This window comes from Akkermansia sp. NBRC 115031, from assembly GCF_030268505.1.
GTDB classification, from domain to species: domain Bacteria; phylum Verrucomicrobiota; class Verrucomicrobiia; order Verrucomicrobiales; family Akkermansiaceae; genus Akkermansia; species Akkermansia massiliensis.
In genome coordinates, this window is the sequence record NZ_BSQU01000011.1 from 19,831 (window position 1) to 45,686 (window position 25,856).

22 protein-coding genes are annotated in these 25,856 nt (G+C 59.9%); 7 read left to right on the top strand and 15 right to left on the bottom strand.

Translation table 11 applies throughout. From position 1 onward, the window contains the following. Nucleotides 1-20: 20 nt before the first annotated feature. From QSJ36_RS12465 to QSJ36_RS12510, 10 genes are all read right to left on the bottom strand, one after another. On the bottom strand, nucleotides 21-1,247 hold the full coding sequence (locus QSJ36_RS12465) for a cysteine desulfurase (RefSeq protein ID WP_285468758.1): 1,227 nt from the start codon (nucleotides 1,245-1,247) through the stop codon (nucleotides 21-23). A 2-nt stretch (nucleotides 1,248-1,249) separates the two neighbouring features. Continuing rightward, nucleotides 1,250-1,732, bottom strand: a complete 483-nt coding sequence (locus QSJ36_RS12470) for a rhodanese-like domain-containing protein (RefSeq protein WP_285468759.1) — start codon at nucleotides 1,730-1,732, stop codon at nucleotides 1,250-1,252. Between the two features lie 10 nt (nucleotides 1,733-1,742). Continuing rightward, nucleotides 1,743-2,405, bottom strand: coding sequence for a DUF1573 domain-containing protein (locus QSJ36_RS12475; protein WP_022395946.1), 663 nt, complete (start codon nucleotides 2,403-2,405; stop codon nucleotides 1,743-1,745). 7 nt (nucleotides 2,406-2,412) lie between these two features. Then, nucleotides 2,413-3,186: a signal peptidase II gene (locus QSJ36_RS12480; RefSeq protein WP_102721035.1), complete on the bottom strand. Its 774-nt coding sequence runs from the start codon at nucleotides 3,184-3,186 to the stop codon at nucleotides 2,413-2,415. Nucleotides 3,187-3,210: 24 nt separating this feature from the next. Continuing rightward, nucleotides 3,211-5,940 (bottom strand): isoleucine--tRNA ligase, encoded by a 2,730-nt coding sequence (gene ileS / locus QSJ36_RS12485; protein ID WP_285468760.1) that lies wholly within the window; start codon nucleotides 5,938-5,940, stop codon nucleotides 3,211-3,213. 56 nt (nucleotides 5,941-5,996) lie between these two features. After that, nucleotides 5,997-7,061, bottom strand: a complete 1,065-nt coding sequence (locus tag QSJ36_RS12490) for an alpha/beta hydrolase (protein WP_285468761.1) — start codon at nucleotides 7,059-7,061, stop codon at nucleotides 5,997-5,999. Further along, nucleotides 7,058-8,128, bottom strand: coding sequence for a M20/M25/M40 family metallo-hydrolase (locus QSJ36_RS12495; protein ID WP_102721032.1), 1,071 nt, complete (start codon nucleotides 8,126-8,128; stop codon nucleotides 7,058-7,060). The genes QSJ36_RS12490 and QSJ36_RS12495 overlap by 4 nt, the downstream gene beginning before the upstream one ends. Nucleotides 8,129-8,161: 33 nt before the next feature. Next, nucleotides 8,162-10,528: a glycoside hydrolase N-terminal domain-containing protein gene (locus tag QSJ36_RS12500; protein ID WP_253232380.1), complete on the bottom strand. Its 2,367-nt coding sequence runs from the start codon at nucleotides 10,526-10,528 to the stop codon at nucleotides 8,162-8,164. 48 nt (nucleotides 10,529-10,576) lie between these two features. Further along, nucleotides 10,577-10,897 carry a DUF3784 domain-containing protein gene (locus QSJ36_RS12505; RefSeq protein ID WP_022395940.1) on the bottom strand — a complete coding sequence of 107 codons (321 nt, stop codon included), beginning with the start codon at nucleotides 10,895-10,897 and terminating at the stop codon, nucleotides 10,577-10,579. A 171-nt stretch (nucleotides 10,898-11,068) separates the two neighbouring features. Beyond that, nucleotides 11,069-11,572: a DUF456 domain-containing protein gene (locus QSJ36_RS12510; protein WP_022395939.1), complete on the bottom strand. Its 504-nt coding sequence runs from the start codon at nucleotides 11,570-11,572 to the stop codon at nucleotides 11,069-11,071. A gap of 128 nt (nucleotides 11,573-11,700) precedes the next feature. On the opposite strand from QSJ36_RS12510, the gene bla reads away from it, so the two are divergent. From bla to QSJ36_RS12535, 5 genes are all read left to right on the top strand, one after another. Next, complete coding sequence (gene bla, locus QSJ36_RS12515; protein ID WP_253232381.1) at nucleotides 11,701-12,621, top strand: class A beta-lactamase; 921 nt, start codon at nucleotides 11,701-11,703, stop codon at nucleotides 12,619-12,621. Between the two features lie 74 nt (nucleotides 12,622-12,695). Then, nucleotides 12,696-14,321 (top strand): FtsX-like permease family protein, encoded by a 1,626-nt coding sequence (locus tag QSJ36_RS12520; RefSeq protein WP_285468762.1) that lies wholly within the window; start codon nucleotides 12,696-12,698, stop codon nucleotides 14,319-14,321. A 13-nt stretch (nucleotides 14,322-14,334) separates the two neighbouring features. Then, nucleotides 14,335-15,201 carry an RDD family protein gene (locus QSJ36_RS12525; protein WP_102721027.1) on the top strand — a complete coding sequence of 289 codons (867 nt, stop codon included), beginning with the start codon at nucleotides 14,335-14,337 and terminating at the stop codon, nucleotides 15,199-15,201. Between the two features lie 67 nt (nucleotides 15,202-15,268). Beyond that, a complete protein-coding gene (gene lpxA, locus QSJ36_RS12530; RefSeq protein ID WP_102730681.1) occupies nucleotides 15,269-16,048 on the top strand; it encodes an acyl-ACP--UDP-N-acetylglucosamine O-acyltransferase in 780 nt (259 codons plus the stop codon). Nucleotides 16,049-16,052: 4 nt separating this feature from the next. Next, nucleotides 16,053-16,757, top strand: a complete 705-nt coding sequence (locus QSJ36_RS12535; RefSeq protein ID WP_285468763.1) for an HAD-IA family hydrolase — start codon at nucleotides 16,053-16,055, stop codon at nucleotides 16,755-16,757. A 176-nt stretch (nucleotides 16,758-16,933) separates the two neighbouring features. On the opposite strand, the gene QSJ36_RS12540 is transcribed toward QSJ36_RS12535, so the two are convergent. Then, a complete protein-coding gene (locus QSJ36_RS12540) occupies nucleotides 16,934-18,187 on the bottom strand; it encodes a DNA recombination protein RmuC (RefSeq protein ID WP_285468764.1) in 1,254 nt (417 codons plus the stop codon). Nucleotides 18,188-18,203: 16 nt separating this feature from the next. Continuing rightward, on the bottom strand, nucleotides 18,204-20,738 hold the full coding sequence (locus QSJ36_RS12545) for a transglycosylase domain-containing protein (RefSeq protein ID WP_285468765.1): 2,535 nt from the start codon (nucleotides 20,736-20,738) through the stop codon (nucleotides 18,204-18,206). Between the two features lie 375 nt (nucleotides 20,739-21,113). On the opposite strand from QSJ36_RS12545, the gene QSJ36_RS12550 reads away from it, so the two are divergent. Together QSJ36_RS12550 and QSJ36_RS12555 are read left to right on the top strand one after the other, a co-directional pair. Beyond that, on the top strand, nucleotides 21,114-22,034 hold the full coding sequence (locus tag QSJ36_RS12550) for a trypsin-like peptidase domain-containing protein (protein ID WP_285468766.1): 921 nt from the start codon (nucleotides 21,114-21,116) through the stop codon (nucleotides 22,032-22,034). Between the two features lie 2 nt (nucleotides 22,035-22,036). Then, nucleotides 22,037-23,203, top strand: a complete 1,167-nt coding sequence (locus QSJ36_RS12555) for a PDZ domain-containing protein (protein WP_180971141.1) — start codon at nucleotides 22,037-22,039, stop codon at nucleotides 23,201-23,203. Between the two features lie 379 nt (nucleotides 23,204-23,582). Here QSJ36_RS12555 and QSJ36_RS12560 read toward each other — a convergent pair whose 3' ends face one another. From QSJ36_RS12560 to QSJ36_RS12570, 3 genes are all read right to left on the bottom strand, one after another. Then, the gene (locus tag QSJ36_RS12560) at nucleotides 23,583-24,395 is read right to left on the bottom strand and encodes a hypothetical protein (RefSeq protein WP_022395928.1); all 813 of its coding nucleotides are present in this window, start codon (nucleotides 24,393-24,395) and stop codon (nucleotides 23,583-23,585) included. A gap of 742 nt (nucleotides 24,396-25,137) precedes the next feature. Then, on the bottom strand, nucleotides 25,138-25,572 hold the full coding sequence (locus QSJ36_RS12565; RefSeq protein WP_285468767.1) for a hypothetical protein: 435 nt from the start codon (nucleotides 25,570-25,572) through the stop codon (nucleotides 25,138-25,140). A gap of 1 nt (nucleotide 25,573) precedes the next feature. After that, nucleotides 25,574-25,856, bottom strand: a 283-nt coding sequence (locus QSJ36_RS12570; RefSeq protein ID WP_285468768.1) for a hypothetical protein, incomplete at its 5' end; no start/stop codon positions are given.

The window sequence follows — 25,856 nt, forward strand, 5'->3', positions numbered from 1 at the left end:
GAGAGAAGGGGGCGGAGAGGTCAGGAGAGCATGTCCAGAGCCCGGTTCATGGACTTGAGGAAGGTCTGAACTTCCTCTTCCGTATTGTACAGGGCAAAGGAGGCGCGGGTGGTTCCCGTGGTTCCCAGGGCGCACATGAGAGGCTGGCAGCAATGGTGCCCAGTGCGCACGGCAATGCCCATCTGGTCCAGCAGGGTGCCCAGGTCGTAATGGTGGATGCCTTCCGCCAGGACGGAGACCACGGCGCTGTGCGGCACGTCCGGGGCCAGCACGGTCAGGCGCGGCATGGCCTTGAGGCCTTCCACGGCCATGTCCGTCAGTTTCTGTTCATGGGCGGCGATGTTGTCCAGCCCCAGTCCGGAGACGTAGCGGATGGCCGCCGCCAGACCTACCGCTCCGCCAATGTTGGGCGTCCCAGCCTCATATTTGAAAGGGATGTCGTTGTAGACGGTTTTTTCAAAGGTGACTTCCTTGATCATCTCCCCGCCGCCCATCCACGGCGGCAGCTTTTCCAGCAGCTCCCTTTTTCCCCACAGCGCGCCGATGCCGGTGGGAGCGTACAGCTTGTGGCCGGAAAAGGCGTACAGGTCGCATCCCAGTTCCTGAACGTCCACGTTCATGTGGGAGACGGCCTGGGCGCCGTCAATCAGCACAATGGTGTCCGGCCTGTTTTCCCTGGCAAGCGCGGTGATCTCCTGCACGGGATTGATTGTTCCGAGCGTGTTGGAGACGTGGCCCACGGCCACGATGCGGGTGCGGGGGGAAAGCAGGTTCCGGTAGGCCTCCATGTCCAGCGTCTGGCCCGGAGTCAGCGGGACTACCTTGAGGATCGCGCCCGTGCGTTCGCAGAGCATCTGCCAGGGGACGATGTTGGAGTGGTGCTCACAGGCGGTCAGGATAACTTCGTCCCCCGGCTTGACCATTCCGGACCTGGCGATGGTGTCTGCCGCCAGGTTGATGCCCATGGTGCAGCCGGAGGTGAACAGGACTTCCGCCGTTTCCGGCGCGTTGATGAACCGGGCCACCGTTTCCCGCGACTCTTCATGCGCCTCCGTGGCAAGCTGGCTCAGGTAGTGGGAGCCGCGGTGCACGTTGGCGTTCTGCGTTTCATAATAATTCCGGGTGGCATCCAGGACGGCCAGGGGCTTCTGCGTGGTGGCCGCATTGTCCAGGTAAATGAGCGGTTTGCCGTGCACGCTGGTTTCCAGGATGGGAAACTGCGGGCGGATGGTTGCTGTGTCAAGCATGGCTATGGTACGAGTGAGGGTTCTTTGCGCAATTCGTCCCAGCCCCCTTCCAGAATGAAGATGGGCGCGCGGATGCCGTATTCCGGCTTTTTCAGTTCATTGGCTACGGCTGCGCTGGAGGTGCAGTCCCTGCTGCAAAAGATGACGATGCAGCAGCCCTTGTCTTCCGCCGTCATCAGGGCTTCCATGGCGTTGGCCAGGAGTTCCTGGTAATTGGCGTCCGCCGGACGGATGGGGTAGACGGGGGCCTGCGTGATAGTGTGGCGTTCAAAGTCGTCCTGCTTTCTGGCGTCTATCCAGATGATTTTTCCCGGCCATTCCTTCAGCACCTGGGCCAGGCACACGTGCCCCTCCTCCAGCGTCTCCGGATTGCAGGGCGGCGTGCGGAACGGCTGGATGACGCGCAGGTCCAGCGCGGCGATGCCCACGGCCAGCAGGAATACGGCCAGCAGGAGCTTCAGGGCGGTGGAAAGGGCGTCTCTCATGTGGGGAAGGTCAGTTTTCCTTGATGGTCAGGAACCCCATCTGGCGCTTGTAGCGCGGCACGGTGGAATCCGTGCGCACCCAGATGGTGTTGAAGGCCGGCTTGGCCGTGGATCTGGGAGTGACGATGATTTTGTATTCCCTGCCTTTCTTCACGGTCACGGGCTCATAGTCAAAGGCGTCCCCGGTCAGGTCCACCGTGGTCAGGTTGACGGGCAGTTCCTTGGAGATGGTGATTTTAATGGTCTTGGGGGCAGGGGCTTCTCCCCTGGTCCATTCCAGCTTGCGGGGTTCCATCCGGATGATGTCCGGGATTTGCGCGCGTATCACCAGCTTGTAGGCGGAGCCGTTGGCGTGCACCGTCATGTCCTTGTCCACGGTGCCGGAAAAGTTGCCGGTCTTCATCACGGCGCTGATAACGCCGGATTCCCCCGGAGCGTACGTCAGCTTGTTATCCTTCGCCCCGGCAGTGGTGCAGTCGCAGGAGACATGGATTTTGCTGATCGTGACGGGAACGCCGGAGGTATTGGTGAAGGGGAAGGAGGCCGTGATGCTGTCCTGGTCCGGAGCCACCTTTACCGGAACCACCGTTTCCTTGAAGGACAGTTCGTTTTTGCCGGAGGCGAGGCCCCCGCACAGCAGCAGTCCTGACAGAATAATGGTCCGGATGGTCATGGTCGTTTCAGGATGGTTTTTCCTCTTTCTTCCTGGCGGAGAAGATGCTGGCGATGAAGAAGATGATCGCCGCCACGAAGATGCAGGAATCCGCCACGTTGAAGGCGGGCCAGCGGTAGTTGAAGAGGGGAATGGTGACGTCAATGAAGTCCACCACGTAGCCGTTCATGAGCTTCGTGAAGAAGCCGTGCGGCTGTTCGTAGGGAATCAGGAAGCCCTGCATCAGGCGGTCCGTCAGGTTGCCCGCCACCCCGGCCAGCAGCAGCACATAGGCCAGCTTGAGCCATACCGTATGGAAGAAGTTTTTCCGGTAGAGCACGACCAGGGCCACGATGGCGAGCACGGGAATCGCCAGGAACAGGTAGCTGGACCATGCCGTTCCGTTGCCCAGCCCGAAGGCCACGCCCGTGTTGTGCACGCGGGTGATGTTCATCGTTCCGTCCAGGAAGGAAATGGGTTCCAGCTCCCTCAGCCTGTTCAGGGCGTCCACCGTGTTCGGGTTCAGGTCCTGGAACTGCGCCATGTCCGCCGCCGGTATGTGCCCGTTCGTGGCGAAGTCCAGCGTGCCGTCCGCATTGACGTGGTGGAAGCCCGGAAAGTCCGGCAGGTAGGCGTACTTGTGGACTTTCTCGTTCAGGTAGTTCAGCGGGAAGCGGTGGACGATCCACAGCTTGCTTGCCTGGTCCAGTACATACAGCCCTACGCCCAGCAGGCTCCACCAGAGCCAACCGGGAGGCGTTTTCTTATGGGGGCCGGGTTCCTTTTCCGTCTGGGTATCCATAAAAGATCGGGGAATGGTTTCAGTTCAGGAAAGGACTTCCGAGCAGCGTTCGCACACGTCGCTGCCGTCCGCCGCGGGTTCATACCGGCGGCAGCGCGGGCACATGGCGTGTTCCGTTTTGGCGGCGGTGGCCGCCAGCTCCGGACCGCTCTTCACGTCCAGGTCTGCAATGATGAAGAATTCCGTGGCAAAGGCGCGGTCTTCCAGCAGCGCCACCACGTCCTCGCTTTCATTCGTGGGAACGGTGAGGGTGATGGAGGCCTCATTGTTCTTGGAGAACGCCTTGGCTTTCACCTGCTCTTCAATGGCTACCTGGATGACGGACTTGATTTCCTGGAGGCGGGAAATGGCGGAGGAAGCCTCCTGGGTGTCGTACTCCGGCATCGGCGCGGGGAAGTCCTGCTCGTGCACGCTGCCTTCATACCCGGCGTATTCCCAGGCTTCATCCGCCGTGAAGACCAGGATAGGGGCCAGCAGGCGGCACAGGGCCTTGAAGACGATGGTCATGGCCGTCTGGGTGGCGCGGCGGCGCACGGAGGTGACGTCGTCGCAGTACAGGCGGTCCTTCGTGGTGTCCACGTACAGGGCGGAAAGGTCGCTGGTGCAGAACTGGTTGATGACGCTGAACGCCTTGCGGAAGTCATAGGCTTCATAGGCTTTCAGCGTTTCCTTGATGACGGCGTTCAGGCGTTCCAGAATCCAGCGGTCCAGGATGGGCATGTGTTCCGGGGCGACCGCCTGCGTGGCGAAGTCAAACCCGCTGATGTTGCCCAGCAGGATGCGCAGGGTGTTGCGCAGCCGTCGGTAGGGCTCCGTGACCTGCTTGAAGAGGTCTTCCCCGAAGGGGACTTCATTCTGCCAGTCCACGGAGGCGGCCCACAGGCGCACGATGTCCGCGCCGTACTTGTCGTAGTAGTAGGCGGCGTCAATGGGCTTGCCGCTCTTGGCGTCGGACTTGGAGGTCTTTTTCCCGGTGTCCTTGTCCACCACGAAGCCGTGGGTCATCACGGCCTTGTACGGGGCCTTGCCGCGCCAGGCGACGGAAAGCATCAGGGAACTCTGGAACCAGCCGCGGTGCTGGTCCGTGGCTTCCAGGTACAGGTCCGCCGGGGCGTCCAGCCCGGGGCGGGCGTCCATGACGGCCATGTGGGAACAGCCGGAATCGATCCAGACGTCCAGCGTATCCTTGCCCTTCTTCCAGGTCTTCGGCAGGCCGAGGCGTTCGCACAGGTCTTCATCGGAAAGCTCAAACCAGATGTTGGAGCCGTGGGCCTCCACCATATCCGCGATCTTGCGGACCAGGGCGGCGTCCAGAACGGCCTTTCCGTCTTCGTCAAAGAAGACGGGCAGGGGCACGCCCCAGGTGCGCTGGCGGGAGATGCACCAGTCCGGGCGCGCCTCCACGGTGCCGTAAATGCGGTTGCGGCCCCAGGCGGGCAGCCACTGCACCTTGTCTATTTCTTCCAGGGCCTGCGGTCGCAGCCTGTCCATGGAGATGAAGAACTGCTCCACGGCGCGGAAGATGATGGGCGTCTTGGAACGCCAGCAGTGCGGGTACTGGTGGCGGTATTCCTCCACGCCGAAAAGGTTGTCGTCCTTCTCCAGCATGGAGATGATGTCCTTGTTGGCGTCAAAGACGTGCTTGCCCACCAGGGAGGGAACGCCCACTTCTTCCGTGTACTTGCCGTCGTCGTCCACGGGGGAAAGGACGGGCAGTCCGTATAGGCGGCCTACGTTGTAGTCGTCCGCCCCGTGGCCGGGAGCGATGTGCACGGCGCCGGTGCCGGTGTCCGTGGTCACGAAGTCCGCCAGGATGATTTTTGACGTGCGGGGAAGGAAGGGGTGCCGGGCCTCGCAGTTTTCCAGCTCGGCGCCCTTGAACTCGCGGATGGTTTCCGCCAGGGCCCAGCCCGTCTTCTGCGCGAAGGCGTCCAGCAGGTCTTTCAGGATGATGAGGGTTTCCGTCTGGCCGTCCTTCATGAACTTGCCGGCCACATACGTGAAGCGCGGATGCAGGGCGATGCCCACGTTGGCAGGCAATGTCCACGGGGTAGTGGTCCAGATCACCATGGAGGTCTTCAGGTCCAGGGGATTGTCCAGCAGAGGGAAGCGCACGAACACGGAGGAGCTGATCTTCTCCTTGTAGTCGATTTCCGCTTCCGCCAGCGCGGTATAGGCCCCGTAGGACCACTGGACGGGCTTGCGGCTCTGGTAGACCGCGCCGTCTTCCACCAGCTTGGCGAACACACGCAGAATGTTGGCTTCATACGCCGGCTTCATGGTCAGGTAGGGATGCTCCCAGTCACCGAAAACGCCCAGGCGGCGGAAGGAAGTCCGTTGGATGTCAATGAAGCCTTCGGCAAATTCCGCGCAGCGGCGGCGGATTTCAGCCGCGTCCAGGTCACGGGCCTTCTGCACCACCTTGAATTCGATGGGGAGGCCGTGGCAGTCCCAGCCCGGAACGTAGGGGGCGGCGTAGCCGGCCATGGTCTTGGACTTCAGGACGAGGTCCTTGAGAATCTTGTTCAGGGCGGTGCCCATGTGCACGTCTCCGTTGGCAAAGGGGGGGCCGTCGTGAAGGAGGAAACGGGGTGCGCCCTGTTCTATCCTGCGGGACAAAATTCGTTCGTACAGCCCGGTGTCTTCCCACTTTTTCAGGCGTACTGGTTCGTTTTTCGTCAGGTCCCCTCTCATGGGGAAGCCGGTCTCCGGCAACAGGATGGTGTCTTTATAATTCTTTTCGGGCGCACTCATGCCCGAAAAAGGTAGCACCGGGCCCGTTTCCGGTCAACCCTGCGGTGCGGCACAAATCAGGGCCTAGCGCATTCATTCCCGCCGTGTTCCGGGGGGGCGCCCGCACCGGAAGGCGCATCCCCGCAGGCAGGAGCCGGGGAGGGGAGAATTCCCCGTTCCGCGAGCCATTGTTCCGCGGCTTCCGGCCATTTGTCCGTGGGCTGGCCGCGCTTCTCCATGCCGTACCCATGCCCTCCGGAGGGATAAAAATGCAGGCTGGAGGGAACGCCCTTTTCCCGGCAGGCCTGTTCCATCAGCCTGCTGTTGGCGCTGGCTACGCCGTCGTCCAGCGCGTGGACGAGGAACACGGGCGGCGTCTGCGGCGTCACCTGCCGTTCCGCGGAACACAGCTCCGCCAGATCCGCGCCGGGGGCAGGCCCAGGCCCCAGAATCCTGCTGCGGGTGCCCCCGTGGGTGGTTTTGGGGTCCATGGTGATGACGGGGTAGATAAGCAGGGAGAAATCCGGCCGGGCGGAAACGCTTTTCAGCGGGTTTTCCGCTTCTTCCGGCAGGGGGCGGTTCCAGAGCGTGGAAGCCATGGCAGCCAGATGGCCGCCTGCGGAAAAGCCCATGACGCCGATGCGGTGCGGGTCAACCCCCAGCGCGGAGGCATGCCGGCGCGTTACGCGCAGAGCCTGCCGGGCGTCCAGCAGAGGGCCGGGAAACCTGCCGACGGCATCATTGCTCTCGGAAATGCGGTACTTCACGACGACGCCCACCATGCCGTGCTCCGCCGCCCAGCGAGCGATATGGCCGCCTTCCTTTTCAATGGCCTGGATGGCATAGCCCCCGCCCGGAAAAATGCACAGGGCCGCGCGCCTGTCCTGCGGCTTCCATCCGGCGGGAAAGTAGAGCTGCATCTGCGCTTCCCCCACGTCCGTAATATGTCCGGGGGATACTTGTTTTTCCTTCAGGGGCGCCGCCTTGAGCCCCAGGGAAATCCACCCGGAATGAAAGGCTCCGTGTTCCGCGGGCGGCTGGAGGGCCTCCAGCACGGACGGTTCAAACGGCGCGGCTCCGGCGTGGCCGTGAGGGAAGGCCAGGAAAAGGGCGGGAAGGAGGAAGGCAAGCTTCATGCTCATGGTTTATTGGCGAGTGAGATGACGAGTTGGGAAAGGCCCTGCACCACTTCCGCAAACTGGGGATAATCCAGCTTTTCAGCCGTGTCGCTGGTTTCATGGTAGTCGTCGCAGCGGAGGAAGGCCGTGTCCGTGGCGGCAAAGGAGGGAATGCCCTCCTTCATGTATCCCCAGTCGTCGGACCAGGAAACGCCGCGGGTGTAATACGGGAACACGGCGGAACGGACCGGAAAGCGGCTCAAAGCGGCAAATTCCTCCGCGCAGGAGCGGGCCAGCTTGCGGCCCGTGTTGGTGGACATGAAGGCCACGTAGTCGCAGCGGTCCGGCAGCCCGGCCAATCCGGCAACCACGGCTGACTGGCGTTTTTTGTTCACCCGCGGGGAATAGCAGCCCAGCGTTTCCAGGGCAATCATGCCGATGATTCTGTCCTTGCCCGGATGGCGGGCGACGGATTTGGCGTGCACCACGCTGCCCATGGAGGGCGTCTGGTAAAAGGGCGGCTCTTCATTGGCATAAGCCACCAGGCACACGTCGTGCAGGGTGGGAGTGGCCGTCAGGGCGCGCGCCGTTTCCAGCAGGGCGGCCACGCCGGAAGCGTTGTCATTGGCGCCCGGCGTTCCGGTACGGGCGGGTCTGGCGGGACCGTGGTCGTGCCAGTTGTCCATGCCTACCTTGGTATCGTAATGCGCGCCTACGATGAGCATTCTGGGGCGGAGGGATGTTCCCTTTTTGGTGGCGATGAGGTTGTACGCCGTCCTGTCCTTCACGGCGCCGAATTCCCCGGAGGGCGGAATGTTCACGGCCTGGCGCGTGACGGCATAGCCCATGTCCGCCAGGGTTTTTTCAATGTAGCGGGCGGATCGCTCCATGGTGCCGGGTTTGTAGACGTTGCGTTCCCCGATGGAATCCGCCAGATGGAACACGTGTGCTTTCAGGAGTGTTTCCGTCTGGTCCGTGTCCGGAATTTCTCCGCTTCCGCAGGGGGAAAAAAGCTTGGAGCAGGAGCCGAGGGCGACGCAGGCCGCCGCGGTGAGCAGCCCGTACTTGAGAGTTCTGGATGAGACATTCATGGGGGAGTTGGAGGGTGGGGAGAGGAAGGAATGCTAGTGGGGAAGCGGCGGAAAATCAAGCCGCGCCGTTTCCCCCTTTTTCATGGCCAGATCCTTTTTCCTGCCCTGGTGCATGAACCGGAACCTGCCGGGACGGGTGGTGGTGGCTGTGGCCTGCACCCTGCCGTTTTGCCAGGACAGGTCCACCTTCAGCCCTCCCCGGGTGCGCAGCCCCGTGGCGGAACCCTTCTTCCAATCGTCCGCCAGGGCCGGAGCCAGCAGGATAACCTGGAAGCCGTCCTGCGTGATCTGGCTCTGAATCAGGCACTGGGCCACGCCGGAGGCAAAGCCGAAGTTGCCGTCGATCTGGAACGGGGGATGCAGGTCGAAAAGGTTGGAATTGATGTAATGCCTCAGCATGGCGTACATCCTGTCCTCCGCGGCGTTTCCGTCGCCAAGGGCGGCATAAAGGTTGATGAGCCATGCGGTGCTCCAGCCGGTCCTGATGCCGTTGTTCCCCTTGTCCGCGTACTTGCGCCGGAAATCGGCGGACTTGCGCACGGCGGCGGCATATTCAGGCGTATTGAGCACGTCCCATTCCGTGCCGGGAAACAAGCCGTAAAGATGGCTGATATGGCGATGGCCCTTCTGCATTTCTTCAAAAGGCTGCCTCCATTCCAGCACCCTCCCGTCGGAGCCAATGGCAGGCTGGGGAATCTTTTTGAGGAATTGAACGGCTTTGACCAGAGTAGGCGTCCGTATGCCCAGCTCTCCGCAGGCGTAAATGTAATTGCGGAGGGACTCCCTGCCCAGAAGCTGGTCATGAGAAGTCCCGTTGGAAACGTAGGAAAGCACGTTGGGACCTGTGCCGTCCGGCGCGTAAAATCCGGTTTCCGGGGAGACGCCGGGCCCGGAAAGGTAATGCCCCTGGTCGTCCTCCTCAAACCAGGACATGATGAAACGCGCGTTGGATTCCAGAATGGGCAGGGACTTCTTCAGGTCTTCCCTGTCTCCGGTGAAGCGGTAGCTGTCCACCAGGTGGGCGCACGCCCACGCCCCGTTCATGAGGCTGGCCCCCCATTCCGGGTTATTTCCTGAAAAATAGGTGCGCTTCCAGCAATCCGTGTAATGGCCGAAGCAGAATCCGTCCCGTTTGATGAAGCGCGCAAATTCCTCTCCATGAGGGCGCAGGCTGCGGACGAATTCAAGATAGGGCTGCTGGAATTCCCCCAGGCCGGTGGCATAGGAGGGCCACTGGTTCATCTGGCTGTTGATGTTCAGGAAATAGCAGCCCATCCACGCCGCCCGCAGCTCCGGATTCCACAATCCCTGCAAGCCGCAGGGAAGCTGCCCCGGCCTGGTGTGGACAATCGTGCAAAAGCGGCCGAACTGGAAAAGCTGTTCCAGAAGGTCCGGATCCTTTTCCCCTTGTTTGACCCGTTCCAGCCGCTCAGGGGTGGTCATGGCGGAAACCTCGGGAGGGGAATCCCCCAGGTCCACCTGGCAGCGCATCATGAGACGGGAAAAATAATCTTCCGTTTCCGCCGCCAGTTTTTTCCAGCCTTTTTTCTGTGCCTTCGCCAGAATTTGCCTGTTCTTGTCTGCCAGGGAATGGGTCAGGGGCTCTTCCGGCTTCCGGATATTGTAATCCGTGGAGGTGGAGGAAAGCACCAGCACTTCCCGCGCGGAATCCAGAACGACCGTTTTCCCCTTGCGGGATATGGCGGCGCCGGGAGCCAGGATGACCACCCTGTTTTCAAACCGGGTGCCCCCGTTGCTTCCCTGTCCCGTCAGGACCCAGCCATCGGGCCGTGCGTCAATCCGGGCGGACGGGTCCGGATGCTGCAAGTCCAGCGCAACGCGGCACCCGGCCGGAAGGGTGCAGGTGATGCGGTAAGCGGCGCAATCGCTGGACGGAGCCGCCAGGATTTCCGTGGACAATTCTCCCGTGCCGAATTGAACGCGGGAGGAAGCCTTGCCCCGCTGCATGTCCAGCGTGCGCCGGTAGGAGGCAGCGGCGGGAAGCCCCTGGAATTCCACCTGGAGGAGACCTCCCTGCTGGTAATCCCCCGCGATGCTGCCGGGGGGAAGGATATCCTTCCGGAACACCTGGTCCGCGCTCCGGTATTTTCCTTCCTTGCAAAGTTCGCGCGCCTTGTCCAGGGCCTCCGCGGCGCCTTCCTTCATCTGGAAATTCTTCTTCGCGAAGATGCTTCCTTCATTGAAAACGACGATTTCCTTCGGAAAAACGCCAAAAGAAAGAATGCCCAGCCTTCCGTTGCCCGTGCCGTAGCCATCCGTCCAGATCCGTGCAGGTTCGGTGGAAGTGGCCTGCATGGGGGCGGGAGCGGCCCGGAGAGGGACGGCCGCCGCAAGAAGGCAGGGGAGGAAGAAATATTTCAAGGTTGTAGAGACAGTCATGAGAGAGGATGGGTGTCCCGTAAAAGAGGAGGTTGATGTAAAAAGCCGCTATTTTTTAAACCGGCTTCCGGTACCGGCATAAATGACTGCAAACGCTATGCTGCCCACCAGAAGGCACAGGGAGACGGACAGGAGCACGGAATTCTGGAGGATGATGCTGATGAGCCACAGCAGCATGGCGAAGGCCAGGCAGTACATGAGCTTTCCCATGAACCGGCACAGCGCGCGTTCATCGTACTGCTTCTTCTGCTCCTTGCTCATCATATTGTAGCCTGCGATGAGGAAGGAGCATTTTCCCATGGAAAGAATGACTCCAAGAATGATGAAGCCTGCCATCATGGCGACGGGTATCAGAATAGGTGCATCCATAAGCCGGAAAAATGGGGGAAATGAAAGTCCGCGGCAACTCGCCCGGATAAGTACGTAGAGTGGTCTTTAAGGGAATACGTTAGGGAAATGGTTTTTTTTCAGCGGAAGAAAAAGCGTCTGTTTTTTCTGCCGGAAGCTTTCGCAAGGCAGCGCCGCGGCCTGTTTTTTGCGTCAAAACAGGAAGTAGCAGGAGCAGAACCAGGCGATGATGAGCAGGCCGCAGGTGAATTCCAGCAGCAGCCCGGTGAGCATTCCCAGCGCCGCGCCGGAGCCTGCCTTGAAGGCGGCCATGATGTCTTTTCTGGCAAAGATGAGTTCCGCCAGCAGCGCTCCCAGGAACGGCATGAACAGAAGGCCCACGATGGGGGTGAAAAGGATGCCGCCCACCACGGCGCCGATGATGGCTCCCCAGATGCCGGCGGCGGTGCTGCCGAATTTTTTGGCCCCCATGCCTCCGGAGAGCTTGTCAATGACCAGGCCGCCCGCAACCATCAGCGCCAGGACGGTCCATTCCCACCACGCCAGGTGCCTGCTGCCCATCACTCCCTGCCAGATGCACCCTGCCGCAATGATAATGATGCCGGGGAGCATGGGAATAAGCGTGCCGATCAGCCCCATGCCGAACAGCAGCAGGGTGACGCACCAGACGAGGGTTTCTGAAAGGACGGGTGGCATGCCTCCCTTCTTATCAGGAAGGGAGGCGTGTGGCAAGGCTTCTGCCCGGCTTGCGGATGACGGAAAAAAGGGGGGAAGTGCATGGATTGCTGTTGCGGTTTTTGCGGGCGTGGTATGGAATGGCGCCCATGACTTTCACCGGTTCTTTTCTGCGTGGCTGCATGGTGTGCTCCTGCGCTCTTTCTCTGGGTGTTATGCCCGTGGTGGCCGCGTCTCCCGCGGCTGATTCCGCCGCTGTGCAGAAGCTGGCTCATTCCCTGAAAGCCCGTGTGGGCATGGCCGCAGTGATGCTGGACACGGGGGAGGCCGTGGCGGTAGGTGATGAGACTGCCTATCCCATGCAGAGCGTCTTCAAATTCGTGCTGGCCCTGTCCGTGCTCAAGCGGGTGGACCAGGGAGCCCTGAATCTGGAACAGATCATCCATATACGCCCGGAGCAGTTGGTAAAAGACACGTGGAGTCCCCTGCGGGAGCGCTTTCCGCAGGGCGGTGATTTTTCTTTAAAGGAACTGCTGCGCGTGACCGTTCAGGAGAGCGACAACAACACGTGCGACCTCCTGTTTGCCCTCATCGGCGGGACGGAGACCGTGCAGAAGGATTTGAAGGAATGGGGCATCAGCGGCATCAACGTCCGGTTTACGGAAGACGAGATGCTGCGGAATCATGAATTGCAGTACGCCAACTCGAGCCGTCCGTCAGCCATGAATGCCCTGCTGCGCGCGTTTGACGAGGGTAAGATACTGAACAAGGACACGCAGCGGCTTCTCTGGGACATGATGGCCGGCTGCGCTACGGGGACTACGCGCCTGAAAGGGAAGTTGCCGCAGGATTATGTGGTGGCGCACAAGACCGGATCGGGCTTCACCACTCCGGAGGGCGTGATCACCGCCGTCAATGACGTCGGCATCATCGTTCTTCCCAATGGGCGGAAAATGGCGGTCTCCGTGTTCGTCATGGATTCAAAGGATTTCGCTCCCGCCTGCGAGAAGGTGATCGCCTCCATGGCCCGCTGGCTGTGCACGGAATGGCAGGCCGCCGCCGCCAAGTAGCGGACGGCCTTCCCCGGAACATGTTTTAAGCTTGGAAAGGGGGCCGCTATCAGGCAAGGTGTGCCGCGTTATTCATGAAGAACCTATTGAGCCGGTACATCAGCCTGAGCCTGGCGCTGCGGTATTTGAACCCGCTGCGGACTTTCTTTTCCATCATTACCCTGATCTGCCTGCTGGGCGTATCGCTGGGGGTGATGGTGCTTATCGTCGTGCTGTCCGTCATGGGCGGCCTCCAGAAGGAAATCCAGGGGAACCTGTTTGCGCACTCCCCGCACGTCCAGGTGTGCTACCGGAATGACTTCGGCGTGAGGGAGGTGATTCCGGACTGGATGGAATTGAGCGAGAAGCTCAAGCACGTTCCCGGAGTCCAGTCCACGTATGCCCTGATAGAAGACTACGCGCTGGTAGACGTGCAGGGACGGCAGAGGCCCTGCTTTTTCCGGGCCATCGATACGGAAAACGCCGCCCAGCTGGAAGATTTGAAGCACCTGGTGGTGGCCGGCAATGCGGAGCTGGACATGGGGGAAAAGGCTGTGGTTTCCTCCATCGTGGCGGAGAACATGGGGCTGAACGTGGGGGATGTGGTCCGGGTGTACACTACCCGCAATTTCCAGGAAATTTCCCACGCCTACCAGCAGACGGAACTGCCGATGCTGGCGGAAAAGAACGCCCGGGAACTCAATGATTTGAAGGAGTGGGGCAAGTCCCTGAAAAGGGAGGGAGAGCGTGAAACGGCCGGCAAGGCCTCCGTGGACAAGGTATTCACCCTGCTCAACGGGCTGCTGTCCGTCCCCCGCAGGGATGCGGAGCGCTCCAGCCTGATGGATTTGCTTGCCGTGCTGAATGACGGGGAAGCCGTGGACAACGGCAGGGTGACCTTCCCGGAAGGCACGCGGAAGGAATGGGAAACCATTCTGGGCGGCTTCAAGGCGGGGCAGAGGAATGAGGCGGACATGGAATGCTTCCGCAAGATCAGGGAGCTGGTCATGCCGAAGGATCTGGAGGTGATCGGCATTTACCGGGCCTCCCAGCATACGCCCAGCCCGGATCTCTTCATTCCGCTGGTCATCGGCCAGGAATTGCTGGGTTATGAAGATGACGTGGTGCAGGCCGTGGCCCTGCGCGTGAACGACCCCTACCATGTGGAAACGATGCTGTCCCCCGTGATGCAGGCTCTGGAAAAGGAAAAGCCCTCTTCCGCGTGGACGCTGGAAACCTGGCATGACCGCTTTAACGCGTGGTTTGAACTCATGCAGAAGGAGCGCATGATGATGAGCTTTGTGCTCTCCTTCATCTCCCTGATTTCCGCCTTCTGCATTATGGCGGTGATGTTTACCGTTTCCATCCAGAGGAAAAAGGAAATCGCCGTGATGAAGGCCCTGGGCGCCACGCCGTTCCAGGTGGTGCGCGTTTTCTTGTGGCAGGGGGTCATCATCGGCTTTGTGGGAGCTCTCCTGGGCGTGGGCCTGGGACTGCTGGTGCTGGAATACCGCATGCAGATCCAGGGCTTTCTGGCGGGAATAGGCTTTGACCCGTTCCCCGTGGCTTTCCACGGCACGGCGAACATCCCGGTGGTGATTGACTGGGCGGAGCTGGCGTGGCAGGCGGTGAAAGCCTTCGTCATGGTCGTGGTGGCCTCCATCATTCCGGCCCTGATCACGGCGCGCCAGGACCCGGCCCGCTCCCTGCGCAGCATGTAACAGGAAACCGCCCATGGATATTTACTGGATTCAGGATCATGAAAAAAAGGGCCCCCTGCCGGAGGTGGAGGTAATCTCCATGCTGGAGGCTGGCCTCATTCCGGAAACCGCCCGGGCGTGGCATGCCGGATGCGCGGAATGGGTGCGCATCCATGACCTGCCGGCGCTGAAGGAAATGTTCGCCGTTCGCAAGGAAGAGGAAGAACGGCGTAATGTGGAGGAAGATGTGCCGGAGGATGAAGCGGCGCAAGATGCCGCCGCCGGCACCACGGACGCGGATTCCCTGCCGGAAGAAGAGGAAACGGCTGTGGAGGAAGGCACGCCTCTGGTAGTTCCCTACCCGTACGTCCGTTTTCTGGGAAGAATGGCGGACGTGATGATGCACATGACGCTGTATCTGGCCGTGCTCAGGATCTTCGGCCTGGCCTTCAGCCCCGATTTTCTTCCCGGTTCCTATGAAGCCCTCCTTTACCTCTGTCTCCCGATGGTGCTCATTGAAACCGCCTTTCTGGGAACGCTGGGCACCACTCCGGGGAAAGCCATGCTGGGCGTCTCCGTCAGGGACTACCGGGGGAAGCGCCTTTCCTTCTCCACGGCGTTCCGGCGCTCCCTGTTCGTCATGGTGCTGGGGCTGGGCTGCTTTGCCCCCTCCCTGATGCTGCTGGCCCTGTTCTTTTCCTGGTGGTGGGTGCGCCGCTTCGGCTTCACTCCCTGGGACAGGAAGCTGGGCACCACGGACGTGCTGAACGACTCACTCACCCTCCGCAAGGTGGTGATGACGCTGGTGCTTGTCATCCTGTGCCTCCAGGTCATGTACGTGCTGCTGATTCCCTGGCTGCCGGAAATGGAGGCGTACATGGGCGCCTCCGGGCAAATGTGACAAAAAGACCGGCCGCGCGGGATTTAGCCTTTTAATCACCTGAATTTGTTTCATACTTGTCCCAGCCATGCCAGAAATACACCCAACGGCAGTAGTGCATCCTGCTGCGGAGATCGCGGATGATGTTAAAATCGGTCCCTTTTGCGTTGTCGGAGAACATGTAAAGCTGGGCCCGGGCTGCGTGCTGCACAGCCACGTGGTCATTGAAGGACCTTCCACCTTCGGAAGCGGCAACGAATTTTTTCCGTTTTCCGTCCTCGGCCTGAAAAGCCAGGATTTGAAATACAAGGGGGAACCGACCTATCTGGAAGTGGGGGACAACAACGTCTTCCGTGAAAACGCCACCATCAACCGGGCTACGGACATCGGCGGCACGACGCGGATAGGGAATAACAACCTCTTCCTGGTGTCCTGCCACGCTGGGCATGACTGCCAGATCGGCAATCATGTGATTTTCTCCGGCTTCGCCACTGCCGCCGGCCACGTTACGGTGGGGGATTACGCCATTCTGGCGGGATGCTGCGCCGTGCACCAATTCGTCAGCATCGGGGAGCACTCCATGGTGGGCGCGATGGCCCGCGTGAGCCAGGACGTGCTGCCGTACACCATTGTGGAAGGCCATCCGGCCGTGACGCGCTCCGTCAACTCCATCGGCATGCAGAGGCGCGGATTTTCCGAGGAAGACCTGCGGGCCGTACGCATGTGCTACAAAAAGCTTTTCGTCAACAAGAAGCTGACCGTTCATGAAGCGCTGGAAGAGCTCCGGAACTCGGACTACGCGGAAAATGCCTGTCTGAAAAGAATCGTCAAGTTCGTGGAAACTTCCGAACGGGGCTTCTGCCACTGAGGCCATGAAAACAGGTTTTGTCTTTGACCTGGACGGAACGCTGGTGGACTCCATTCCCGGCATCGCCTGCGGCCTGAACTTGGCCTTGAAGTCCCTGGGGTATCCGGAGCACTCCGTGAATGCCATCCGGGGAATGGTGGGCAGGGGCGCGCGGGAACTCTGCCTGGCTTCCCTGAGGGGATGCTTCCACGGAGAGGTGCCGGAGGAAGCCTTTGAAGCGGTGCACCGGGAATTCATGCGGGAATACCCCCATACCTGGCAGGACGGCACGGTGCCGTACCCAGGCATCCGTGAAATGCTGCTGGAACTGGCCGCTGCAGGCCACCCCCTGGGCGTTCTGTCCAACAAGCCTCATGTGGTCACGGGACCGCTGGTGCGCCATATCCTGCCAGAGGTGCCCTTCCGGGAGGTGATGGGCTTTTCCGAACGCTTTCAGCGCAAGCCGGAGCCTGATTCCCTGCTGTCCATCGTCCGTTCCTGGGGAATGGAGCCGGAGCAGGTGTGCATGGTGGGGGATTCAGCCCACGACGGCAACACGGCCGTGAACGCCGGAACGCGGCTTGTTCTGGTAGGGTGGGGCTACAGTTCCCGAGCCGCGCTGGACGCCTTCCGTGTGCCGGTGTGCGCCTCTGTAACGGAACTGTCCGCCCGGCTGCGGGATGAAGACAGCCTGCCGTTTCCCGTTTCCGCCCACAGGACGATCCCTTGAAGATACTGGAGCGCCCCGTGGCCTGCGGCATCCAAAACAATGCGGGAGTCGCGAACACGCTTTTTTGAACACCAGCGCATCCTGCGGATGCAAAGAAATTCAGTGAACGCAAGGGCTGGCGGCATTCCCGGCCCGGAACCGGACGCGGGCATGGCTGCCGTGTTGCTGCTGCGCGTTTAGGACGGAATGTCCGGAATATCTGCGGATTTGGCCTGCACGGTGATGTCTTCCAGAGAGCCGGGCAGGTCCTTGGTGGAAGTGACGCCCAGATTCTTCAACTTCTGCGCCCGGGGAATGAACCGGTGCTCAAAGGAGGAAACGGTCTTGTTATACTGGGTCACTGCCTGGTTCAGGCTCTTGCCCAGGGAGGAAAAATGGCCGGAGAGGATGGAGCAGGTATTGAACAGGTCCGCCCCCGCTTCCGAGATTTTCTTGGCGTTGTCCGCCAGTTGCTCCTGCTTCCAGCCGTAGGCGACGGCTTTCAGCAGGGCGATCAGGGTGGAGGGCGTGGAAAGGATCACCTTGTTCTCCGCGCCGAATTCAATCAGGGAGGGGTCCGCTTCCAGGGCCGCCTGGAAAAAGGCTTCCCCCGGCAGGAACATGATGACGAATTCGGGGCACGGGGAAAACTGGGCAAAATAATTCTTGGCGCTCAGCTGCTGGAGGTGTCTTTTTACGTCCGCGGCGTGGCGGGACATCCACTGGCTGCGCTCCTCCAGCCTGTCCGTCTGCCCGGCATTCAGGTAGGAGGACATGGGGGCCTTCGCGTCAATGATGATGGAACGGCCTCCCGGCAGGTGGATGACCATATCCGGGCGCACCCGGTCCTCTTCCCTGGAACGGGTCTCCTGCGTCGTGAAATCACAGTATTCCACCATTCCGGCCAGCTCCACCACGCGGCGCAGTTGGAGTTCCCCCCACTGGCCGCGCGAGCTGTTGTGGTGCAGGGCCTGGGAAAGCCTGGCGGTCTCATTCTTCAGGGCTTCATTCCCGGAAAGGATGTAGCGGATTTGCGTTTTCAGGTCCGTATAGGCGCCCACGCGCTCCTTTTCCATCTCTCCCAGCCGGGACTGCACGAGTTTCAGTGACTCGCTCACCGGCTTCAGCATGGACTCAATGGCCTGTTTGCGGGATTCCAGGTCATGGTTGGCCTGCTGGCGCTGGCTTTGCAGCCGCGTTTCCGCCAGGTTCAGGAATTGTTTTTCCGAATTCCGGAGGACTTCCGCGCTAATGCCGGCGAAGGAATCCTTCAGTACCTCTTCCGCCCGGTGGAGCATCTGTGTTCTATCCTCCGCCCGTTCCTGCCAGGAGCGGGATTCCGCTTCAAGCCGGACGGAGCGGTCCCGGTAGCGCAGCAGCAGAATCAGCAGCGCCACGCAGGCGGCCAGCAGCAGAAGGGCGAGAAACCAGGGAATCAGGGGAGAAGTCATAAGAAGGGTAAGGCAATCAGATGGGGGTGGCGTAGGGGATGGCGTCCGTTTCTTCTACGGGTTCGGCCAGGGGAATATTGTCGTCGCTGCCGTCCAGCGGCTCCGCATAGGGAATATTCTCTTCCGTATCCGGTTCCACCATGGGGATGTGCTTTTCACACATCCTGGTGGGGGCCTGGTAGCCGGCGGAAGTTTCAAAATACGCCGTCCTGGCATACTGGCAGCCGGAATGGGCCAGCTGGTTGGACTCCCGGCAGACGAGCACGGCCTGCCTTTCCGAACCGGGCCGCGTGCGGATGGCGTTGGCGGGATAGCCCTCCTTCTGGGCGGCCAGCATGATGTCCACCCAGACGGGAAGGGCCAGCGTGCCGCCGTAGCCTTTCTCCAGAATCTTGGTGGAGGAGTCAAACCCCACCCATACGCTGCACGTGAGATTGGAAGTATATCCGGCAAACCACGCGTTCGTGTAATTGTTCGTGGTCCCGGTCTTGCCGCCGCAGGGGGACTTGAAGCCCAGCGCAGTGATCCTGCCCGCCGTGCCGCCGGGTTTGCAGACCTGCTGGAGGATGGAGGAGGTGATGTTGGCTGCCCGCTGGGAATACACGGTGCGCTTGCTCTTGGTGATGGCGAAGCGCGGCTGGCCCTGGGAATCCGTAATGTGGTCAATGATGTACGGAGTGGGGCGCACGCCGCCGTTGGCGAAGACGCTGTAGGCGCTGGCGATGTCCAGCGGGGAGGCCTCCCACGTGCCCAGGTAAAGGGCCGGGGTGCGGGAAATATTCCCGTGGAAGCCCGCCAGTTGGGCGGACTGGATGACGTTGGACAGCCCGGCCCGGTTGCCGATGCGCACGGACATGGTGTTGCGGGAAAGGATGAGGCCGAAGGAGGCCGGCTTCATGCCCCGGTACGTGCCGTCCGAATTGCGGGGGGACCAGTTGGCGGCTCCGCGTACCTCCCCGTAGGCGATCCGGTCGTCTGAAATGCGGGTGTCCGCGGAATTGCCCTGCTGGAAAAACGTGGCGTAAATGAACGGCTTGAACAGGGAGCCGGTCTGCCTTCTGGACTGGATGGCGCGGTTCAGCTTGGATTCCTCCGCATCCCGTCCGCCGACGACGGCGAGGAGGGCCCCCGTGGCGTTGTCCATGACTACGGCGGCGGACTGGATGTAATTGGGCATGGGAGGCTGCATTCCCTCCTTCCGTTCCGCGGGCAGCGCCTTCCAGGCGGCCAGGGCTGCTTCATATTCTGCCTTGGTGGTCAGCTTGTTCTTCAGGATTCCCTTCTTCTCACGTTTGGCTTGCAGGGACGCCAGGTGCTTCTTGAAATCCTTGCGCGCTTCCAGCGCTTCCATATGCTTGTTGATGGCGTCCAGCGTGGCGTTCTGCAAATCCAGGTCCAGCGTGGTGTGGACCACCAGACCGCCCAGGCGGATGTCTTCTTCTTCCAGAATGGCGTCCAGTTCCCGGCGCACAAGGTCCATGGCGTAATTCTCCTCCGACCGGGACTGGGGAGTCCGGGTGACGATGGGTTCCGCCAGGGCCGCCTGATACTGCACCTCCGTGATCTTGCCCTCGTTTTTCAACAGTCCCAGGACGATGTCGCGCACTTTTTTGGCTTCCTCCGGGTGTTTGATGGGGGAAAAATCATTCGGGCCGTAAATGATGCCGGCCAGCGTGGCGCATTCCGCCAGGGACAGGTCGCGGGGCTCCTTGTCATAATACCCGCGCGCCGCCGCCGCAATCCCCAGGAAAGTGTGTCCCCAGAAAATGCGGTTGATGTAGGTCTCCAGAATCTCATCCTTCGTGTAGGTGGCTTCAATGCGCTTTGCCAGAGCCACCTCCGTCAGCTTGGAATGCAGGTTGCGCTCCCGGTGGTTGTAAGTGATCTTGGCGAGCTGCATGGTCAGCGTGGAAGCTCCCTGCGTGGCCCTCTTGTGCTTGAGCACCTGTGCGAAGGCGCGGCCCACGCCTATCCAGTCCACGCCGCCGTGGTCGTAAAAGCGGTTGTCCTCACGCAGAATCAGGGCGTCGATGAAAATGGGGGGGACTTCCCGGAGGGACACCCGCTTGCGGTTTTCCCCGTGCAGGGTGCCGATGGTCCGGTTCTTGCGGTCCAGAATCACCGTGCGTTCCGGAATGTTGCTCTTGACCTCGGAAATGTCATAGCGGTTGGAAATGGTTCCGTAAAGGAACACCAGGATGGAACCGATTACGATGCCGACGAAGCAGCACCCCAGCAGGATGCGCAGGGGCCAGCTGATGAACCAGCGGATATTCCGCGTCAGAGAGCCGATGAAGCGGAACGGCATCAGCAGGACAAACAGCAGGGCGCCGAAAATCGTGAAGCGCGGCTTGCGCGGCCTTCCTGCGCGTGCGGAACGGGATTCTCCTTCCGCTTCAGGGTAGTCCTCATACTCCTCCTGCGGAGCCGGACGGGCAGCGCGCCGCGGGCGCGGGGGCGGTGTGTCATGCCGGGAAGAACCGCTGCGGGAATTTCTTGTTCTGCGGGTGGGGCCGGGAATGACTGCCGGACCGGGATCTTCCTGCGGCAAACCGGGATAGGACGGACGGGGCGCAGGCCTTTTTTTGCGTTCCGTTTGGGGACGGGAAGCCGCCTCACCGTCCTGGATGCGTTCCCGCCAGGAGCCGGCATTTCGTTTCCGTGATTTGTCGTTTAAACCCATCCGTGAGGGAATTTTATCATAAACAACCGGAATGGTCTAAGCAAAAGATGGAGCGTCATGTCGCAATCCTTAGACAAATTCGTACCGGTTTGAACGTTTATATGGTAGGATATGTCCTATCATTCGATTATCGATAATTTCATGATATCAGCATTCAGGATGACGAGTTTTTATTACTTGGTCGTTGGGGGGCTTATGTCCCTGTTGTTAGGAGGAATGAGTCTTGCGGGGAATGTCTCTTCCATGGCGGACTTGCAGAAGCATGTGCATCAGGTGGCTTCCAGGGTCACGGCCGCTACGGTAGCGCTGGTTTCCGACGGGGGGGAGACGGGCAGCGGCGTGATTGTCACTCCGCAGGGGCTCATCCTGACGGCGGCCCACGTGGTGGGCGGCGATGAAATCATGCGCGTGGTCTTTGCCGACGGGCGCGTGGTCAAGGGCCGCGTGCTGGGGGCCAACTTTACGCGGGACGCCGCCATGGTGCAGATCATGGACGGCGGAAACTATCCCCATGTGGAACTGGGGGAATCCGACGGGCTGCATGTGGGGGACTTTGTGGTGGCCCTGGGCCATTCCAAGGGCTTTGACCCGGAACGCCGCGCGCCCATCCGCATGGGAAGGCTGTGCACGGACGGAAAACAGCGCTTTCTCATCTCGGAATGCACGCTCATCGGCGGAGATTCCGGCGGCCCTCTCTTTGACCTGTCCGGCAAACTGGTGGGCATTCATTCCTCCATCGGCCCCATGTTGAAAATCAACAACCATGTCCCCGTCTCCGTATTCCGGAGGGACTGGGACAGGCTTCTTTCCGGGCGGCACTGGGGCCAGCTTGGACTTCATCCCATGGCTGACCCGGAATCCCCCGTATTGGGATTTGCCATGATGGACGTGCTGGGCGTGGACGGAGTGGTAGTGGAAGACGTGGTGGTCAACTCCCCGGCGGATACCGCGGGCATCAAGCCGGGGGATGTCATCACCCACATGGACAGCCGCAGCCTCCGTTCCGTGCGGGACATGCTCCGTGAGCTGGGCAGGCACCGTCCCGGGGAAACCGTTCCGGTGGTAGTGGTGAGGAAAGGTACGGCCTACAAGGCGGATCTTACATTCGGCAGGCGCGGCGATCTGATGTCCGGCCTGAAATACCAGGAACAAACTCAAGGATGATCATGAAATACTTATGGGCGGCATTCGCGGCGGCTTCCGCGTGTGCCCAGGAAATAGCGTCCCCGCTCCCTCCGGACCAGATGATAGCCCCGGAGGACAAAATCGTGCTGGATAGCCAGGCCAAGGAAATCTTCCGGGAATGGGACAAGGTGGCTGTACCTGTGGGGCAGTCCGTGGTGGCGCTGGTGGCCGGCAATACCCAGGTGGCCCTGGGAACGGTGGTGGGGAAAGGGAAAGTGCTTACCAAGTTGAGCGACCTTCAGAAGGAACGACGGCCGGTCATGCTGGTGGACTCTTCCGGACGGGTGTATGACGCCAAGGTGCTCTTTGCCCTGCCGGAACACGATCTGCTGATGATGGACGTCCCGGGGCTTCCCGCTCCCCCCATTGACCTGAACTCCTACGTGCAGGCGCAGGAAGGGGACGTGATTGCGGCCGTGTCCCCCACGGGGCATGTCAGTGACTTCGGGGTTGTTTCCGTGGCGCAGCGCAGCCTGCGGGCGGACGACCAACCTTACCTGGGCATCGTTTCCGATCCCCGCTGGGACGGGGAGGGAGTCATGATCGGCGGCGTGGAGGCCGGAAGCGGAGCGCACCGCAGCGGTTTGCTGGCCGGCGATGTGCTGATGAAGCTGAATGGGAAGCCGGTGGACGGCATGTACTCCATCCGTGCCGCCATGGTCGGGGTGCGCCCTGGTGAGACGGTTCCCGTGGAAGTGAAGCGCCGGGACCAGGTGGTTGAAGGGAAGCTCCTCACGGGCCCCAGGCCCAAAGTGATGAAATTCCCCCAGAAGCGCCTGGACATGATGAACTCCATGGGCAACCGGATGAGCCTGAAGCGGGACGAATTCCCGCTGGTCATCCAGTCGGACATGACGTTGTTCCCGGAACGCGCCGGATGCCCGGTCATTGACGTTAACGGAAAATTTGTGGGGCTGGCCCTGAGCCGCGCCGGACGTACGGAAACCTACATTCTCCCCTCCTGGATATGCCGGGAACTGGTGGAAGGGGTGCTTCCGCAGGTGCAGCAGTACCAGGCCGGCCGCGGAGAAAACATTCCGGATGCCCAGCCTGTGGACGACTCCTATGACGCACGGCGCTTGGAGGAAAACCGCCGCAAGGTGGAGGACAAGATGAGCCGCCAGGGACTGGTGCCGAAGGTCTATTAAGCTCGGTTGGTTTCCGGGAGGTGAAGAGATGAACTGCCCGGGAGCCTGGAGTATTCGAGGCATCTTCGTGCTCTTCATGCCGTCCGGTTTTGGCCGGGAGGAACTTTCTGCCTTACCTGCTGTTTTTACTTCCTTCTCTTGTGGGAATCGTGTCGTTGTTGTCCCGGAGGAATGGGCTGCCGCATGAGGAAACTAAATGGCGGCGGCAATTTCTCCTGCCGGGAAAACGCGGAGCATTTTATTCACCGGGAATGGCGGCAGGATGGGATGATGGCGTAAAAAAACGGGCAGTAATGCCCGTTTTTCCGAATAAACTGGATTGGTTTCCGGCTCTTGAATATCTTTCGCCCCCGTATTGCCGGAGGATGAGGGGGAAAACTTACTTGCCCGAAGAGGCTGCCACCGGTTTTTCCTTGAAAATCATCAGTTCCGTTAGAACGACGGTGCGTCCGGTGGAATCCGGGGAAATGATCATCACTACTTTCCGCCCGGGGTAGGTGGTCAGCATCATGCCCCTGTCCTTCACCTTCACGACTTTGCCGTTCTTCAAACGGGTCATGTACGTCAAATTGGCGGCAGTAGTGCGGGAAACGTTGCTGTCCGTAGAGTCCTTGCCGAAAATGTAAATGGACTTGCTGGGCAATTCAATGGCGCTCTTTTCTCCCGCGGGGGGCTTGGGAAGCTCCAGAGTGAAGGTGCGGCCGGTCAGATTCTGAATGTAAACGCAATTAAGCGGAAGTTCCGCTTCATTGATGAAATCCAGGGTAAACTCTCCGCTGCTGTTCTTGCCTACCAGCGCCAGGGTTTTGGGGCCAAGGTCGGTCGGAAGGGGCTTGCTGACAAGCTTGTTGGTCGGCATCCCCTTCTGGTCCAGGCCACCGAACAGGGTAATAATCTTGCTCCTGGGATAAACGCTGCGGCGTCCGGGAAGGGCGGCGCGGATTTCCACTTTCTCCAGCCTTTTGGAATCAATGGGCATGTAAATGGGAGAGGGGAGGGGCATGGGCGTCTTAAGGACAAACCGGATGCCGTTGACGGCGGCGGGGGAGAGGGACTTGTCCACGGTATCAGCCGCCGGGGCGTTCGTTTCCGGTTTAGCCGGCTCCGGCTTGGAAGGAGTGCGGGTTTGTCCATGGACGAAAGAAACGCTTCCGAGAAGGCAGGTAAAGGCGAGGATAGGTAAAATGCGCATATATTCGGGGGAGTGAAAAATAAAAGGGGGCTTTTGGCCGGCGCATGGACCCTTGACGGACAGTCTTGCGGGAGAGAATGCAGCAGGCTGAATCCATCGGAGCGTGCAACAGGGTACGGACGCAAGCCTTGATGGACTTTATATCCCTTGTGAAGTACAGGAATGAGGAAGGCCGTGCAAGCTCAAAGTAGGGATGTTGGAGATAAAAAATAGAAAATTCCAGCGGTAATTGGCCCCCTTTTTCTGCCGGGAAAGCCTGCGGATTCAGCATTTCTGTTACGCATGACCTCATCTGCACAGGGTAAAATAGTATCTGAATGAATAAAATGGCTTATGTGCAGGTACATGGAGTAATGATGAAAAACAAGTTATGTGAGATCTCCACAGGAAAATAATTGCATTTAAAGGATAGGAAGCCTTGGTTATTCGCCTTGGCCGGGTAAGATGCGTTTTGTGGGAAGGGCTCTATTGGCGGAAAAAGTGAGATAAAGACATAGGCGGAGGAAAAGCATTTGTCTGGGGCGGAACTTCGGCATCCTGTGCAATGTTCCGTGATATTTATCCGCAGGAATTTTACGATAAAATCATCAATCGCAAACTATGTGTAAGTGGCCGGAATATGCTTGATATAGGCACGGAAACAGGAGCATATGAAACTGCTTGCTGAAATTGCTCCTGCTGAATTTGACATATTGCATGAAGTGGCTGTTGCTGAGCTTAAAAAATAAGTGGTGGATAACGTTTATAGAAGCGGTTTAATGACGTCCCTATGGAATGTGGGCTGTACCTTGTCTTTGGCTCTTTTAAATAACGGCAAGGAGAGTAAAATAATATCCGCTTCACAACTTTTCACTTTTTTGAGGTCTTCCCCATCGAGCAAAAATGCAGAAGTCTCTGCACTGGTCTGTCTGTCGCGATGGATTTCGTGAAAAAGCCGTTCCCGCTTCACATAAAAACTGCTCTGGCATGCAGTGGAATAATTCTCATGCCGGGGGTAGTTACATGGAATGATAGAAACCCTCTTTCGGAGGTTCGGGATAAAAGATGCAGGCCTCCGCGGCTTGAAATCCGCAAAGGCCCATTTTGCCAGGATTTCAGAAGGCCTGTTTTCTTTAATTGGCTGCCTTGTAAGTTCCGCGAACAAAAGACGTTCCTTCTCTTTCTGGATAGTAAACATGTCAGCAGGCCGGCCTCGTATTTGCAGATTTATATTTTTCGTAATTCTCAAATGGAGGCTCACTTAAAAAATATGCGTCTATAATTGCAACCCCCCCCATTATCCCTATTATCCCTATTATCCCTATAAACCTTATAAACTCTATCTTTCTTTCCCTCCCTCCCCTTAAGCACAAAAAGAGCCGCTCCCCGTGGATGGGAAGCGGCGCTGGCCGGGAAGAAGAAAAAAACTCTCTCTCTCTTTTATTACACCTCCTCGGGAGACAGCCAGCGGAAGGAGACGAT